Annotated in this window: 13 protein-coding genes; 4 read left to right on the forward strand and 9 right to left on the reverse strand. The window is 40.0% G+C overall.

Annotated features, from left to right (window positions below; genetic code table 11):
• The first annotated feature begins 246 nt into the window (after window positions 1-246).
• Complete coding sequence (locus ACLOAU_RS16315; RefSeq protein ID WP_427864298.1) at window positions 247-471, forward strand: PDDEXK nuclease domain-containing protein; 225 nt, start codon at window positions 247-249, stop codon at window positions 469-471.
• A gap of 123 nt (window positions 472-594) precedes the next feature.
• On the opposite strand, the gene ACLOAU_RS26305 is transcribed toward ACLOAU_RS16315, so the two are convergent.
• From ACLOAU_RS26305 to ACLOAU_RS16330, 4 genes are read right to left on the reverse strand one after another with little or no spacing between them, the layout of a single operon-like run.
• On the reverse strand, window positions 595-1,059 hold the full coding sequence (locus tag ACLOAU_RS26305) for a type II CBASS E2 protein (RefSeq protein ID WP_490390943.1): 465 nt from the start codon (window positions 1,057-1,059) through the stop codon (window positions 595-597).
• The gene (locus ACLOAU_RS16320; protein ID WP_427862967.1) at window positions 1,004-2,179 is read right to left on the reverse strand and encodes a nucleotidyltransferase domain-containing protein; all 1,176 of its coding nucleotides are present in this window, start codon (window positions 2,177-2,179) and stop codon (window positions 1,004-1,006) included. The genes ACLOAU_RS26305 and ACLOAU_RS16320 overlap by 56 nt, the downstream gene beginning before the upstream one ends.
• Window position 2,180: 1 nt before the next feature.
• Window positions 2,181-2,945: an SMODS-associated NUDIX domain-containing protein gene (locus ACLOAU_RS16325; RefSeq protein ID WP_427862968.1), complete on the reverse strand. Its 765-nt coding sequence runs from the start codon at window positions 2,943-2,945 to the stop codon at window positions 2,181-2,183.
• A 58-nt stretch (window positions 2,946-3,003) separates the two neighbouring features.
• Window positions 3,004-3,177: a hypothetical protein gene (locus ACLOAU_RS16330; RefSeq protein ID WP_427862969.1), complete on the reverse strand. Its 174-nt coding sequence runs from the start codon at window positions 3,175-3,177 to the stop codon at window positions 3,004-3,006.
• Between the two features lie 152 nt (window positions 3,178-3,329).
• Here ACLOAU_RS16330 and ACLOAU_RS16335 point away from each other — a divergent pair, with 152 nt between their 5' ends.
• Genes ACLOAU_RS16335 through ACLOAU_RS16345 form a run of 3 tightly spaced genes read left to right on the forward strand, consistent with a single transcriptional unit; the run spans window position 3,330 to window position 5,062 of the window.
• A complete protein-coding gene (locus ACLOAU_RS16335) occupies window positions 3,330-3,977 on the forward strand; it encodes a sigma-70 family RNA polymerase sigma factor (RefSeq protein ID WP_427862970.1) in 648 nt (215 codons plus the stop codon).
• Window positions 3,967-4,272 (forward strand): hypothetical protein, encoded by a 306-nt coding sequence (locus tag ACLOAU_RS16340; RefSeq protein ID WP_427862971.1) that lies wholly within the window; start codon window positions 3,967-3,969, stop codon window positions 4,270-4,272. The genes ACLOAU_RS16335 and ACLOAU_RS16340 overlap by 11 nt, the downstream gene beginning before the upstream one ends.
• Window positions 4,265-5,062 carry an ImmA/IrrE family metallo-endopeptidase gene (locus ACLOAU_RS16345; RefSeq protein WP_427862972.1) on the forward strand — a complete coding sequence of 266 codons (798 nt, stop codon included), beginning with the start codon at window positions 4,265-4,267 and terminating at the stop codon, window positions 5,060-5,062. Before ACLOAU_RS16340 ends, ACLOAU_RS16345 begins: the two co-directional genes overlap by 8 nt.
• 426 nt (window positions 5,063-5,488) lie before the next feature.
• Here the strand turns inward: ACLOAU_RS16345 and ACLOAU_RS16350 are convergent, their stop codons facing one another.
• The 5 genes from ACLOAU_RS16350 to ACLOAU_RS16370 form a co-directional block, all read right to left on the reverse strand.
• Window positions 5,489-5,758: a hypothetical protein gene (locus ACLOAU_RS16350; RefSeq protein WP_427862973.1), complete on the reverse strand. Its 270-nt coding sequence runs from the start codon at window positions 5,756-5,758 to the stop codon at window positions 5,489-5,491.
• Window positions 5,759-6,272: 514 nt separating this feature from the next.
• Window positions 6,273-7,166: a hypothetical protein gene (locus ACLOAU_RS16355; RefSeq protein ID WP_427862974.1), complete on the reverse strand. Its 894-nt coding sequence runs from the start codon at window positions 7,164-7,166 to the stop codon at window positions 6,273-6,275.
• Between the two features lie 5 nt (window positions 7,167-7,171).
• Entirely contained in the window at window positions 7,172-7,597 is a 426-nt protein-coding gene (locus ACLOAU_RS16360; protein ID WP_427862975.1) for a hypothetical protein, read from the reverse strand.
• 723 nt (window positions 7,598-8,320) lie between these two features.
• A complete protein-coding gene (locus ACLOAU_RS16365) occupies window positions 8,321-10,408 on the reverse strand; it encodes a hypothetical protein (protein WP_427862976.1) in 2,088 nt (695 codons plus the stop codon).
• 821 nt (window positions 10,409-11,229) lie between these two features.
• Window positions 11,230-12,714 (reverse strand): virginiamycin B lyase family protein, encoded by a 1,485-nt coding sequence (locus ACLOAU_RS16370; RefSeq protein WP_427862977.1) that lies wholly within the window; start codon window positions 12,712-12,714, stop codon window positions 11,230-11,232.
• Window positions 12,715-13,153 lie beyond the last annotated feature (439 nt).

The raw sequence follows: 13,153 nt of genomic DNA on the forward strand, positions 1-13,153 counted from the left end.
ATTAGGCTCGTTCTAGCGGTCTACTTTGTACTTCCCCTTTTAATTAGTGAAGAATAACAGTACACGAAATGAGAGCTATTTGGAGAATCTCTCCAATAACCTTTGAAGGCTGAACACGTAGTCAATAATCATAAGGAATGGTATAGTCATGTTTGGGTATATAGTTTGGTGTAATATAAAATTAATAAAATCTTGTCATTAATTAGTTTTTAAGGCTTTATGTTTTCAGTAAAGATAAGTGGTTAGATTAATCACCAAGTAAAAGAGCATAATGATAATCCAACTATCGGCATTTTACTATGTCGCGATAAGAATAATATTGAAGCAGAATTTGCTCTGCGCGACGTTAACAAACCAATGGGAGTAAGCGAATTTCAGCTGCTCGAAAATCTTCCAGATAACTTTAAAAGTAGCTTACCAACCGTAGAAGAGCTGGAGTTGGATTTGAACAAAAAAATCAATGATATTTGACATCGTTTCTAAGCTGATCCAATCTGACTGTTACTTTGATTTTACATGGAATCAATAATGCAACAATATGGTTCACGCCCGTCCTACTGTCAGCTCCTCAAGCGGATGAACAGTTGTCAGTATCTAAGTGTGTTTTATCTCTTTCCCGAACCAAACGCCATACTTACGCCATTGCTCGTAGAAGATGATCCATTCACTAATCCAGGGTATCATAGTGTAAAGAGAAATTTTACACAATGGCGATTGATCAATTTTCGGATGATATAAACAAAGCGAAAGATCGGCGTACAAATGTATATCGTCATTATAAATCAAGGAAGAATCGACAAGGTATATCCGATCATACCTATAAACGTGATATGGTGAATAGCTAAGCCTGATCTGATATCTATTTTTTCCGATACAGAGAATGCCTTTACCTTCCAAACTTCTCTCTTTAGTATTAATTTCAAGCTTCAACCAGCTAAAATGTCGTTCAACTAAAAGCTTCTGAACATTTAGGAAAATGTACCAATTTTTCCGATGGTCTTTTCTAATACTGTCCTCCAAAATTGTGATGTGATCCATTTTTAATTCCTTGGCTGGCATTTATATTTCCTTGCGAATTTGTGTAAGCGACTCCACTTGTAATCAAACTGCTTGATGTTACGAAGGAATTACCGGTCGACTTTGAAAAAGCCCTAAATTGTTCATTGAGCGATTTTTTATAAATTCCTTCGCCGAATAATTGGATGTAATCATCTTTGCTTGTTTCAAAAGAGGTTTTCAGTTTCTGCCATTTTTTATGAAAATCAATTACAAAGTCGTAGAAGCACTGGTAGTGAACGCTGGTCCAAGAATCGGTAAAATCTTCTTCCTTATTAACAGGGTTTAATACCTTAAACCTGTATCCCTTGTTTAAAGATTCTGAATATTCAGCTTTTATTCGCAATACTATATTGTCAATCGCTTCGAAAATCGAGTTTTCTCCTTGATAAAATTGAGCAGCCAAAGTTGTAATAACGACGCTCGAAACTCTGTAGTCTTTATTCTGAAAATAAATGTCTCTATAACGCTTGAGCAGCTGAACTGCTCGTTGAAGGGGAGTTTTCAAGTATAGCTCCTCTGGTAGTGGTTCAGTTTCGATTTGGGCTTCAAGTAATACCGTCGAGAATTTTCTGAGCATAGATTGCGATACCGAATTCGCAATAGTTATAAACCAATTCGCGAAACCTTTCGGATTGCCGGACGACCAGCTTTTAAGCGCCTTCTCTGGAATCATAATCACTTCTTTCTCGTTTACATTAGGCATGCACGCCGGTAGGATATCTATATGAAAATCGCCTTTATAATTAAGCCGTACACACCTTTTTTTCTTCTGCATAATTGATTTGTAATAAGCGTCCTTTTCCAATGCTCTTACGAGCGCATTATATATTTGCTCTGAAGAGTGGTTATAGTAAGGATCATAAATATGCAACACCGTGTCGAGGTCAAAATCTTCATTATTTATTGGCTTCACTGTTGTTCCTATTCGTTTTGATCCCTGTGCATAGACCTCAATGACTAAGCCGTCAAAAAAATCCTCGTCGTTTCGTAGCAGTTCGGCGATGGCATGGTAGGCGGACTCCATCCGATCCAATCTTGTTTTGTCCAATTGCAATTCCTGTGCGATCCTCGCCAATAGTTCTTCACGCTGTAGCGGATAGTTATTGAATATGTCAATCATCCTAAAAATTTTTATTGATTAATAACTTTGTATGGTGCCCTATTCGAGCAATTTGCTTACTACCCTCTATAAGTCTTAATTGTTCAATATCGTCGCAGCTGACTATTGCGAAGCCCTTCGATAAGTCATTTTTTTGTTCGGATAGTTTGATAAGCGCCTTCTTTTGGTCGTCATTCGGGAGTAGCTCAAAAACGTCGTATATTAGTATTTCGAAGCAACTGAAATACTCGCTCCACGAAAGAGTCTTTGAATATCTCCTAATATGCTTTTGGTTGATATGTTGGAAAACTGCTGGATCAAGTATCCCTGTGTCGAGTAATTCTTCCTTAAATTCTCTACGCGGCTCGGTCTCCCTTTCTCTACTTGTTTCGAACCAGTTCAATACGTCTACTACATGTTTACCATTTATCATAAATCTAAGATCTGACGCACTTTGTTCGTCTACGTCCAAACCATTCTTCCTGTTGTCCGGCCGGTACCCCCATTTATTGAATAGGCTGTCATCTCCATAACGCTTATAAGATCCACCGACTGGCTGAAGCTGATTCTCTATTCTTCGATTCATAACAAGCAAGTACTTATTAGTGTCAGGGATTTGTATTTTATACAAACCGCTCATCGAGAAGCGGATGTCTTTTTTTTTGTATTTACCCAGCTTCGTTTTAAAGAACAAACTCAAATGTTTACGATTCTCCCAGGCTACAGATGCCCCTTTGCTGAGGAGTGGTTTGAAAAGCGCTGCTATTGTCGTTAAGCCTCCCGCCATAAATAATTGTTTTTAAAGAGAGGGGCTTTTTTCGCCCCTCTCGCTTACAAGTCAAATACTAATTCTCCTTCCGAACGCCTTTGAATGGCTTGTTGTCGGATGTCTTTTGATCCATAAACCGGCCGGTATTCGTATCCCTTTTTACCCAAGTATCCGTTTTAGGGTTATAGGTTTGGGAGCGCTCCCGGACAGCGCCTTTTCGTGAATTGTCTTTGGGCGGGTTAGTTGCCATGTTGATTTAATTTTAAGGTTTTAAAATTCTCTAACTTACTGGCGTAGAGTCTCTGCCAACATATGCACGTGCATATAAAAACTAAAGTAAAAAGCGTGACATTGATCAAAAAAATGTAATTTGTCACGGAATTTTATTACGTATTCACCGGAATGACTGTAATTGAGATAGAAAACATGTTGCAAGCTCTTTCTGAGAAGACAGATTCAGAAGGTAACGCTCTTACGGCCTTCACAACGCTGTATAGAGAGTATAGTCGATTTCTCGCGTCAGTTGTAGCGGCCGGTTTACAAAGGATGGGGATTTATGATGAGCAAGTATTAAATACTGTTTTGAACAACACATTTTATACTTTATACGAAAATCCGCGCAGGTTTACTTTTCCTAATACCGCGACTGACGATAGGCCGTTCAAGGGGTGGTTATCAACCGTGGCACGCAATGAGCTGACCAGGTTACTAGACGAATACTTCGGAAAGTCTACTCCATTGACGATGGTTACCGCCGACTCATCACTGGAGAGTGAAGAAATCGACGAGACTTTTTTCGCAAGCGTGAATCTTAAGACAATGAACGATGCATTAAATACGTTATCAGAAAGAGATCGAGAAATATTATGGACCCTGTATTTGTACTACGAAGAAGGTAAAAATACACCATCCGGCGTTTTGGATCGCTTGTGCAAAATCCATGATACAACCAGAGAGAACATTAGGCAAATAAAAAAGCGAAGTGAAAAGAAAATCATAGAATATTTTGCAAAACATTCCCAATTAAAACCTTTAAAAGATGTCAGATAAAAAACGGTTGGTCGATTTATTCAAGGCTAAAGGTTTGATTTTCCCCACAACGGCTAAGGAAGTTGAGGAATTTGAAAAGTTCAATATTATTGATCTTAATGAAACCCCAAATGATTGGGAAAATCCCGAAGCAATAATAAGAAGAGGCCTTCAGAAAATACAAAAACTGAAAACTGGAAACAGTGAACAGCTTGCCTCAGAAATACAGGAATTGAAAATGGTAGCGAGGAAAGGAAGTAACTTGCCTCAACATATCATTAACAAGATGAAGGCCAACCATAAAAAGAATGATTGATAACACTCCCTTAAAGCATATCAAAGAGTTAGCGGAGTTCATTGCACTACAACATGTTGATAAAGTAACCCCTATTAACTTTATAGCCGAAAGAGAAGGTTTGAAACTGTTCTATGACAGCTATGAAAAGGGCACGTTTGATGGCATGACGGTGTATGATGACGGCTGTTTTTACGTACATCTCAATACGGATAATGGCAATCGAATTGATTCCGAAAGGGGGCGATTTACATTAGCACATGAGCTAGGGCATTACTTCATCGATGCTCATCGCGTAGGTTTAAAACAAGGGCTCCTCGAACCTCATCCCTCAAAAATTGGAATTAAGCAATTTAACACTATTGAAAGAGAAGCAGATTATTTTGCATCATGCCTTTTAATGCCTGAGTCCAGGTTTAAAGAAGACATTTTTCGACAAAAATTTAGTTTCGATTTACTTGATTGTCTTTGCAAGCGATATAAAGTTAGTAGAACAGCGTGTGCTTTTAGGTTTGCCCAAATAGGAAACCATCCTATTATGATCGTTTACTCAGAAAAGGGACAGATTAAATGGAAACTCGAAAGTGACGATTTCCCATATAAATGGTTGATTAATGGGTGGGAAGTACCCGTAAACACAGTTATGGGCGAGTACTTTTATAAGGCCAATACCAAAGACATTTACACCACTGAAAAAGTATGGGCCATCGATTGGTTCAATTATGTAAAAGACGATGCAATCAATAGATCGTTTTATGAACACTGCATCCCATATCAAGACAAAGCTTTAAGTATAATATGGGAGGATTAATTTACTAAATATATAATCGAGGTTTATCTCATTAGTGTAACCGTCGTAGGGTAAACGATTATTTTTAGTAAGCCTGATTAGGTGAACACCACGTGTTTCTTGTACTTTCGACCTAAATTTTTTGAAGACAAGAATTGGTTTTCTATCTTTACAACGACAACGGGTAAAAGCGTTGAAAAGCGTGCGAAAGGAGCACAGTACTTGGTTCTTTTAGGAATTACGACACACATTTGACACATTGGTCGTGTAAATAATTGATTATTAAAGGCGTTCAAGTCCCGCCTGGAGCACTGTAAATTCTTGACTATATTCTTGCTGCGTTAGTGAGGCTAACTGATATGTAAAGATTGGGGCATGTCGGCACCAACAAGAACTACAAAATTTTGCAGCATTGAAAAGTGGAGTAGACCTAAGAATTTTTAGCGATCAGGTTATCAGGTAGGTGTATATTAGACCTACTTCTATACCGTCTTTATTTGCTGTGTCGAAAGCCTCTCTTAAATCATAAAAAATAGGTTTGTGGTTTTCAAACAGCATCTCCTCCCATATAATTTTTTTTACAATACTAATATTTGCGTGCTTTTCTCCAAAAGAATATCCCTGTGATGTAGCGGCAACAAAATCGACTTTATCACCTACACCATTCTCGAAGCAATGGTATACCGACTCAAAATTTTCATTGATAACAGCGCCCATAAAACCCTAGCTGTTCTTAAAATATTGTCTAATTGTAGTATCATTCGAAATTGCTTTATCCTTTAGTATACCTTCTCTATATCAGTTATTTTCGCAAGGCCCGATACCTAATGTAAGATTGAAAAAAAGATAACGATCTATTTAATTATATATTTTTTTCATTATATTTGTATTGGCAAGTAACCATTAGAATGATACCCAGCGCTACCTATCCGGATTTTGAGTATGAGGCCTGTGAATTAGAAAAATATATTCAAGCTTCTAGGCTCTTTAGCATATTATTAAAATGTGGCAAAATTGTTCACTACACTCCAGAATCTGCTGACGACTTTGGTAGCTGGCTGAATAGTCACAATGTAAGTAGCATAAACAGACGAGAACTATAATAAATAAAAGATAGTGTTTTTCATAGGTTAGCAAAGGCCGGTTCTTTTCAGGACGGGCCTTTATTCTTGCTATCTTGTTTTAACTTCCTTAAATTTTGCTCACCTTAGTAGTTATTTAAGATTGCCTGCTATTGGGTTCTTTTACTTATGTTTAAACTAATTAGCCAAAACTGTTGCTTTTCTAAGCCGGCACGGGGATCGGATCCGTAATTAAAGCTACCGCCTATTGAAACTTTTAAAGGTTGGTAGGCAAGAAAATACTCAATACCAGCTTTAAATAGCTGGGTGTAATGCTCTCTGGTGTCAGTAGAGTTTACGGCATCAACTCTACCGGTGTAGTCGGTAAACAAACCCACTAGTGGTTTTGGCTTGGTGTATTTACCTTCAGTTGAATCTTTTTTCTTGTTAAAGTCATATTGAACGCCAATATTAAATAATGGCCGCAAAATAAATCCCTCGTTGGCTACGTTTTTCGCCTTAAATATACTTTGAATCTGTGCTCCGAAATATTGCGTAATACAAAGTGTTTGTTTTTTCTCATTGTAATAATTAGGCACATTTAAATTCAAACTATTTTGTCCACCATCGTTATAAAGGGAAAAGAGTAGGTTGGAAGCAAGGGAGTTTTTGATTTTTACACCATCATAAACATACTTTGCATCAGCGTCTAAATAAAGCCATGTTTCTAATTTTTGTGTTAATCCATAACCGATCTGGAAGTTATTTTGTTCTTCATCGGTTAACGTATTTCTGTGGTATTCTGCTTCAATCGTTGAAATACTTGTTTGGGATTTGAGATTTATTAAATACGATACACCCAGATTTAATAACCAGGAGGCAGTATCTTTCTTTGGAAGGGTTATTTGAAACTGTGCCGGTGCATCTTTTTGCTCGGCGGTAGACATCGACTCAGCAACCTCCAGTCTCTCCCAGAGAGTAGGAGTTTTCTTTTTTTCTACGGCTTGCGCAAGAATATTATTGGCTATACAGCCAGGCGCGAGGGCCAGTATAAATTCTTTCATACTAATTATCTTATTTCTTTAATAGCATTTAATACGGCATCAACACAATCTTGCACAGTTTCAAATTGTTTAACCTCATTTACCGAAATAGGAGTGGCAGAGGGATTATTATCCTCTATAACGATATTTAGCTTTCCTGTTAAAGCAATATGTTGTATATTGGTAAATCCAAAATCCGACATTTTGGTATCATCAGCAAGCTGATCCGGATCGGGATCAGCTTCGCCCGCCGTTTCCAGAACCATTATTTTTACTTCATCTTTAACCGACTCGCTAGAAATTTTGTAGTTGGATTTTAATGTTAAAAAATCGCTTACAGCTCTTTTGCCCACCCATATTGCTTCATTTTCCAGTTCATGATTTTTAATTGCCCGCATGAGGCGGTAAAAAGAATGAGCCCTCATTCTAATGTACTTCTGCTTTTTTGCCATATTTTTTTGTTTGAATTTCCGAATTTGAAAAGAGTTATACAAGGGGAAAAACACCCTTTTTTAAAAGTTAGTTTTTGACAATATTCTCAATCTCAAGTCTATTTGATATTGGGTGTTGCTGAAGCAACGAAATAATGGCACAACTGACTGGCTATGTAGGCAAGAGGATGGTGCTAATAAACTTTTTGTTAAACCCTGTTTTTGTTATTAGAGACGTTTGAGGGATTGATATTAAGTAAAAAGTCTGGCAAGCGGGTTGGCTTTTGAAGAATGGATCTGCCTCGATAAATGGATGAAACTACTACGGCAAGTATTTAGCGTGTTGAAAACAAACCCGGCAGATGTAAAAACAACACCGGGAGCTTTGCATGAGAGATTTTTATATTTTTTGGTGTCTTCTTCAACTTTATATCTCTACTTGTTAAGTGTTTAACTAAGGCGGGCAACGGCCGCAATAAAAAAGCAGGTATACCGGCCTGTAACAGCCGGCAGTACCCACTTTGATCAAAACAAAACATTAACCTGTAAAAAATTTTTGTTTGATCTCTATTTGATAATGGTTAGTATCTTTTTTCATAGGCAACCGGCTATATCTAATGTCATTTGATCGAACCTGAACTGGTAACATCTCCGTTAAAAAAGAAAAACTTAAAAAGAGTGGGTATACCAGCCTGGAAAGGCCGGTGGAACCGCACTCTACCTTCTAAACAAAAAGTTTGCACCTTATTCAGTGGCCCTTATAATTTTCGAGTAAGACCTTGTACCATCTTTATCTACCTGTGCAATACGTACAAACACTTCAGTATCATTTTTTTCTACACCATCACTCTTGGCGCATCCGGCCACGAACAGGCCGGAGCCCACCACCAGCACTATAGCAGCCCATAACTTTCTTCTAAAGCCCATTGCCAAGGCAGCGAGGATAATGAGGCCGCCACCGAGTTTCATAGCCGTACTGCTTATGGCCTGGTTGAAATTGTAATGTAGGGTTACGGAAGAACTGCCATTGTTTGCCTGGGTTTTTACTTCGCCTATTTTGGTGAAATTTTTTCCGTCTGCAGAAGTTTCTATTTCAAAGTGGCTATTATTTTCTTCCTTCATCGTAGACCAGTCCACATAAAGCCTGTTACCCGCGAGGCGGGCCTGTATATCGCTAAAGTCTACACCCAGGCTGGCGGTAACATTTACAGTAATAGAGGAGGTGGTGGTACCGCAACCACCGTATACGCTATAGGTAACACTTACAGTTCCTGTGCCGGTTGCAATTAGCTCTCCTGTGCTGCTTATTGTAGCCGGCCCGGTAACAGTAAAGCTGCCACCGGTTGGCGCAAACCTGAGTTGCGTTGGTTGCCCTATAGTAAGATCACCGGTAACCGGGTATAGTACAGCGGCTCCTGAAATGGCGCCACATAAATTAAGTACTGATGTTTCGGTAAAGTTGTAGGTGTTTTCTTCTTCGTTCACGTCAGTTCCATCGCCCATACTGCCATTTACTCTATGTCCTATATATCCATATTGGCCGGTACACTGTTTTACTACAATGCTGGTATGACCCCCGGTTTCTATAGCCAGTATTTTATCAGCAGCGGTCAACCCGCCCGGCATTGCGGTGGGGTTCATTTTGGTAGTTGTGGTGCCCAGCATTTGAAAAGGACTATTTCCCCATGCATACAGTGTGCCGTCCGCTGTCAACGCATTCATGGCAGCTATATTGGCATCATGTTCCTGCGGGCTGATCCAGGTTACATTGGTTAAATAATCGCCGGCAGCGGCTGATTTTTTACATTGTACCCACGAATTGGAAAAAAATGCAGTACTAAAGTTTCCTAATTGATAATTGGCATTGTATCCTAAGGCAAACAAATTGCCTGCGGTAGTAAGTAAATAATAAGTTTGCGAGCCACCCGCTGTTGTAATCCCTATCATTTTAGGCATTTCGCCTGCTAACAGCGAGGGTAAGGTCATTTTTGTAGCATAGGGTCTTGCTGCCCATCCACTGCCGTCACCCAAATAGGTTGCTGCGCCCCATGTCCAAAGGGAGCCGTCGCGCTTTAAAGCAACCAACGCACCTGAAACGCCCCTTAGTGCTACCACATCCGTAAGAAATGGATTACCGGCTTCGTTAGTACGCACATGGTGCCATATCTGGCTATTAGCGTCATCGTTTGGTGTGCCGTCCCCGTTTTTGCTACCAGAAAAAGATAGAACATAGGCATCTCCACCGCAAGTAATAATAGCCAGCGTGTGACTGGAACCGAACAGCATTTTTACATCGGCCGGAGATACGCCCGCAGGCAACCCGTCTGCCTTGCCCGCTACCGATACAGGGCCAAACGCAGTAGTACTTTTAACGAGTGGAGACACTAATCCTCTCAACGCTCCTCCAAAAGGGGCATCTCCAATTGAACCCCAGATAAAGAGGCCGGTAGTGGTTAAAACAGCATACTGCCCCCCATTTAGTTCATTGGAGCCTCCGGTAAATTTTAGTATCTCACCGGTTAAGCCGGGGTAATTGGTTGCATTTAGCGCCTGTGGCGATAAAATATGGGCGTTCCCGTTATTATGCATTCTTTCCCCCCAAACCCATACGCTGCCATCTGCCTGGCGGGCCAGGGTGCCATGGAAGGTTGATACGATATTATCGTACTCGATAGTGTTGGGGTTGGTAGCATTGAGAAACGCATTGCTGCGGTCTGCCCCGCTGCAACCCACAGATGGCGCTACGCATTGGGCGGCTATATGATTATACGCAAAAAACGTGAATAACAGGCTTAGAGAAAGACTTATTTTTAACTGAACTGATTTTTTCATTTATATAGTACTGTTTATCTATTTTTACTAGGGAGACTTGCCAGACAAATCCGGTGACATTTGCATTTTCTGCAACCAATGATCCGCCTGGTTAGATTGCCCTTAATGCAGGAATTCGAAGGAAAGCTGTTGCTCCGTTTTAATATTTTGCCGGGTGTTTACCTTTTTGTGCTTCTTTGTAGTATCATTTGTTTCCTTGTTTTTGATTGATATAAGTTTAAATACAAGGTTTGAAGGGAACTGCAAAGCTATAATGCGAAAAAGGTAAGAGCAATCATATAAATGATCTGTTTTTTTACGCCATAAATGTGAACAGTCTACTATATTTATAGTAGTTTTTGCAATAAGTCTGCTATCGTTTGTAAAAAAATAGAAGAGTAAGTATATAGGATAACTGTTGAACAGCTTTAGTAGCTACAGCCATAATAATAAATAAATACGGATGGGCCTTGGAAAGGCACTGGAAAGTAGAGCCGAATTATATGCTGGAAAAGGTATCAGGCTTATTTTATAAAATGATTCATACAAATCCCTAAGCCTCAAGTATTAGCATGCTGCTTATTGATAACCGGTAAAGTTTTATATGTCAAATGCAGGAGGATAACCAGGGCCTCATTAAAAGCCGGCAGAAATAAAAACAACGCCGAGTTACATGAGAAAATCTGAATTATTTATTAAGAACTGATTTTATGTCAATAACAAGCATCATCAAAAAGACCTATATAGTTATAGCCTTCAGGAATTGAAAAAAAGAGTGGGTATACCAGCCTGGAAAAGCCGGTGGAACCGCACTCTACCTTCTAAACAAAAATTTTTGCGTTTTATTTTCTTATAACCTTTACAACAGGGGAGTAGCTTTTTTTACCGTCTTTATCTACCTGTGCAATACGTACCGATAAATTAGCCTCTTTATTTGTGTCTACCAGGTCACTGTTACGGCTGCAGGAAACGGTAAATAAGCCGGTGCCTGCTGCTATAAGACAAAGCATCAGCAGCTTGTTCTTCCTGTTAAAAGCCAGCAGGCCAATACCCAGGGCCAGAACTGAAAGACCTGCTAATGACAGTGCAGTATGTAGCGGGGTAGTGAATACATACCTTAATGCTTTATGGGAGTTACCATTTACAGCATTGCTGGTAACAGTACCGGCCTTGACAAAATGAACACCATCCTGGGATACTTCTATATCAAAATGATCATTGTTGGTTTCAGATACAGTTTGCCAGTTCACAGAAAGCATATCGCCCTCCTGTGTTGCGTTGATGGAGCCAAAGGTTACCGGTAATGATGCAACAAGAGGGGTAGCAGCAACCATGTCGGTGCCGGAAACGGCTACATAAGCACGACCTGACGAGATTAGAATACTCCAGGGGTATAATTGGGTCTGCGGTGTTCCTGATGCGGTTGGCAAGTTAAGTGTGGTAACAACGCCTGCCGGTGTTATTTCGCTAACCGTTCCGCCATAACTATTCACCACATACACATTGCCGGCAGCGTCGGTTGTAATGGCGTCAGCCGCATTTCCAACTGTTGCCCAGGTAGTGGTAACAACGCCTGCCGGTGTTATTTTACTAACCGTGCCATTGGGAGAGGGGCTTCCTCCGCCGTCGTATGGACCGGCGTTTGATACGTAGATATTGCCCGATACCGGTTCAATTGTAACTCCCCATGGATTGGGTCCTACCGGGTAGGTGGCCAAAAGGGTGCCTGCCGGCGATAGTTTACTAACGGTATTGCTACCCCAGTTGGCCGTATAAATATTTCCCGCTCCGTCTAATGCAATGCCTATAGGCTTAGAACCGACTGTGAAGGAGGTTAAGACACCTGCCGGCGTAATCCGGCTAACCGTATTGCCGGTATTATCCGTAGTATATATATTACCCGATGTCTTGTCGACCGCAATACCTATGGTGCCGGTTGGTCCCAGGCCGCCTCCCGGCACGTTGGCCAATGTACTCACACTACCTGTCGGCGTTACCTTTTTAACGGAGGAGCTCCATGATCCTGTTGATGATACCGCATAAATATTGCCTGCGTTATCTATAGTCATTTGGTCAAGACGGGCTCCAACTGAGGTAGCAAATGTACTTACAACACCGGCTTGTGTTATTTTGCTGATAGAGCCGGTATTATAGTTTGACACGTAGAGATTGTTTGCCGCATCTATAGTCAGACCCATTGGACTACTACCACTTCCGGTTGTAGCCAGGTTGGAAAAGGGAGAACCGTACTGGGCATGTACAAAACCGGCAACAGTGCCAAAACATAATAGCAGGGCCGCTCTTTTCCTGATGTGACTTTTGTTCATAATCATAACCTTTGTAATTGTTTTTGATTCATTTTTAATGATTGATTGTGGATGGTTAGCTGTTTTTTCTTTTGCTGAAAACAGTTTTCCGGGTTTACAGGAATTGTCCTGTTTGATGTGATGCAGTTATATAACTAACAATGCCTCCAATACTCAATAACAGCAGTTGCATATTCTGAACTTTATCTGGTTATCAGTAGTTTTGTTATTGTCATTACTTGTAAACTTCGCAAAGTTCCGGCTATTGGGTATTTTTAACAATCGCCTTAAAAATGTGTTTTTTATACTACCATATAAGTGCACTTATACCTTAAAAAAGGTAAATTTTTTCATTCCCAGCCCGTTTGTTTCTTTTTAAATCAAGGTGGGCTTATATTGCCAATGATTTATTTCCATACTATAAAAATGAGATATGCATATATTGTTTAATCGTTATTTT

Origin of the sequence: Paraniabella aurantiaca (assembly GCF_050309965.1) — a bacterium.
Lineage (GTDB): Bacteria > Bacteroidota > Bacteroidia > Chitinophagales > Chitinophagaceae > Niabella.

Excerpts from the sequence above, each read along its gene's own strand:
- ACLOAU_RS16360 (WP_427862975.1), bottom strand. The coding sequence starts at position 7,597 with ATGGCAAAAAAGCAGAAGTACATTAGAATGAGGGCTCATTCTTTTTAC.
- ACLOAU_RS16320 (WP_427862967.1), bottom strand. The coding sequence starts at position 2,179 with ATGATTGACATATTCAATAACTATCCGCTACAGCGTGAAGAACTATTG.
- ACLOAU_RS16355 (WP_427862974.1), bottom strand. The coding sequence starts at position 7,166 with ATGAAAGAATTTATACTGGCCCTCGCGCCTGGCTGTATAGCCAATAAT.
- ACLOAU_RS16325 (WP_427862968.1), bottom strand. The coding sequence starts at position 2,945 with ATGGCGGGAGGCTTAACGACAATAGCAGCGCTTTTCAAACCACTCCTC.
- ACLOAU_RS16330 (WP_427862969.1), bottom strand. The coding sequence starts at position 3,177 with ATGGCAACTAACCCGCCCAAAGACAATTCACGAAAAGGCGCTGTCCGG.
- ACLOAU_RS26305 (WP_490390943.1), bottom strand. The coding sequence starts at position 1,059 with ATGCCAGCCAAGGAATTAAAAATGGATCACATCACAATTTTGGAGGAC.
- ACLOAU_RS16365 (WP_427862976.1), bottom strand. The coding sequence starts at position 10,408 with ATGAAAAAATCAGTTCAGTTAAAAATAAGTCTTTCTCTAAGCCTGTTA.
- ACLOAU_RS16370 (WP_427862977.1), bottom strand. The coding sequence starts at position 12,714 with ATGAACAAAAGTCACATCAGGAAAAGAGCGGCCCTGCTATTATGTTTT.
- ACLOAU_RS16335 (WP_427862970.1), top strand. The coding sequence starts at position 3,330 with ATGACTGTAATTGAGATAGAAAACATGTTGCAAGCTCTTTCTGAGAAG.
- ACLOAU_RS16345 (WP_427862972.1), top strand. The coding sequence starts at position 4,265 with ATGATTGATAACACTCCCTTAAAGCATATCAAAGAGTTAGCGGAGTTC.
- ACLOAU_RS16350 (WP_427862973.1), bottom strand. The coding sequence starts at position 5,758 with ATGGGCGCTGTTATCAATGAAAATTTTGAGTCGGTATACCATTGCTTC.
- ACLOAU_RS16340 (WP_427862971.1), top strand. The coding sequence starts at position 3,967 with ATGTCAGATAAAAAACGGTTGGTCGATTTATTCAAGGCTAAAGGTTTG.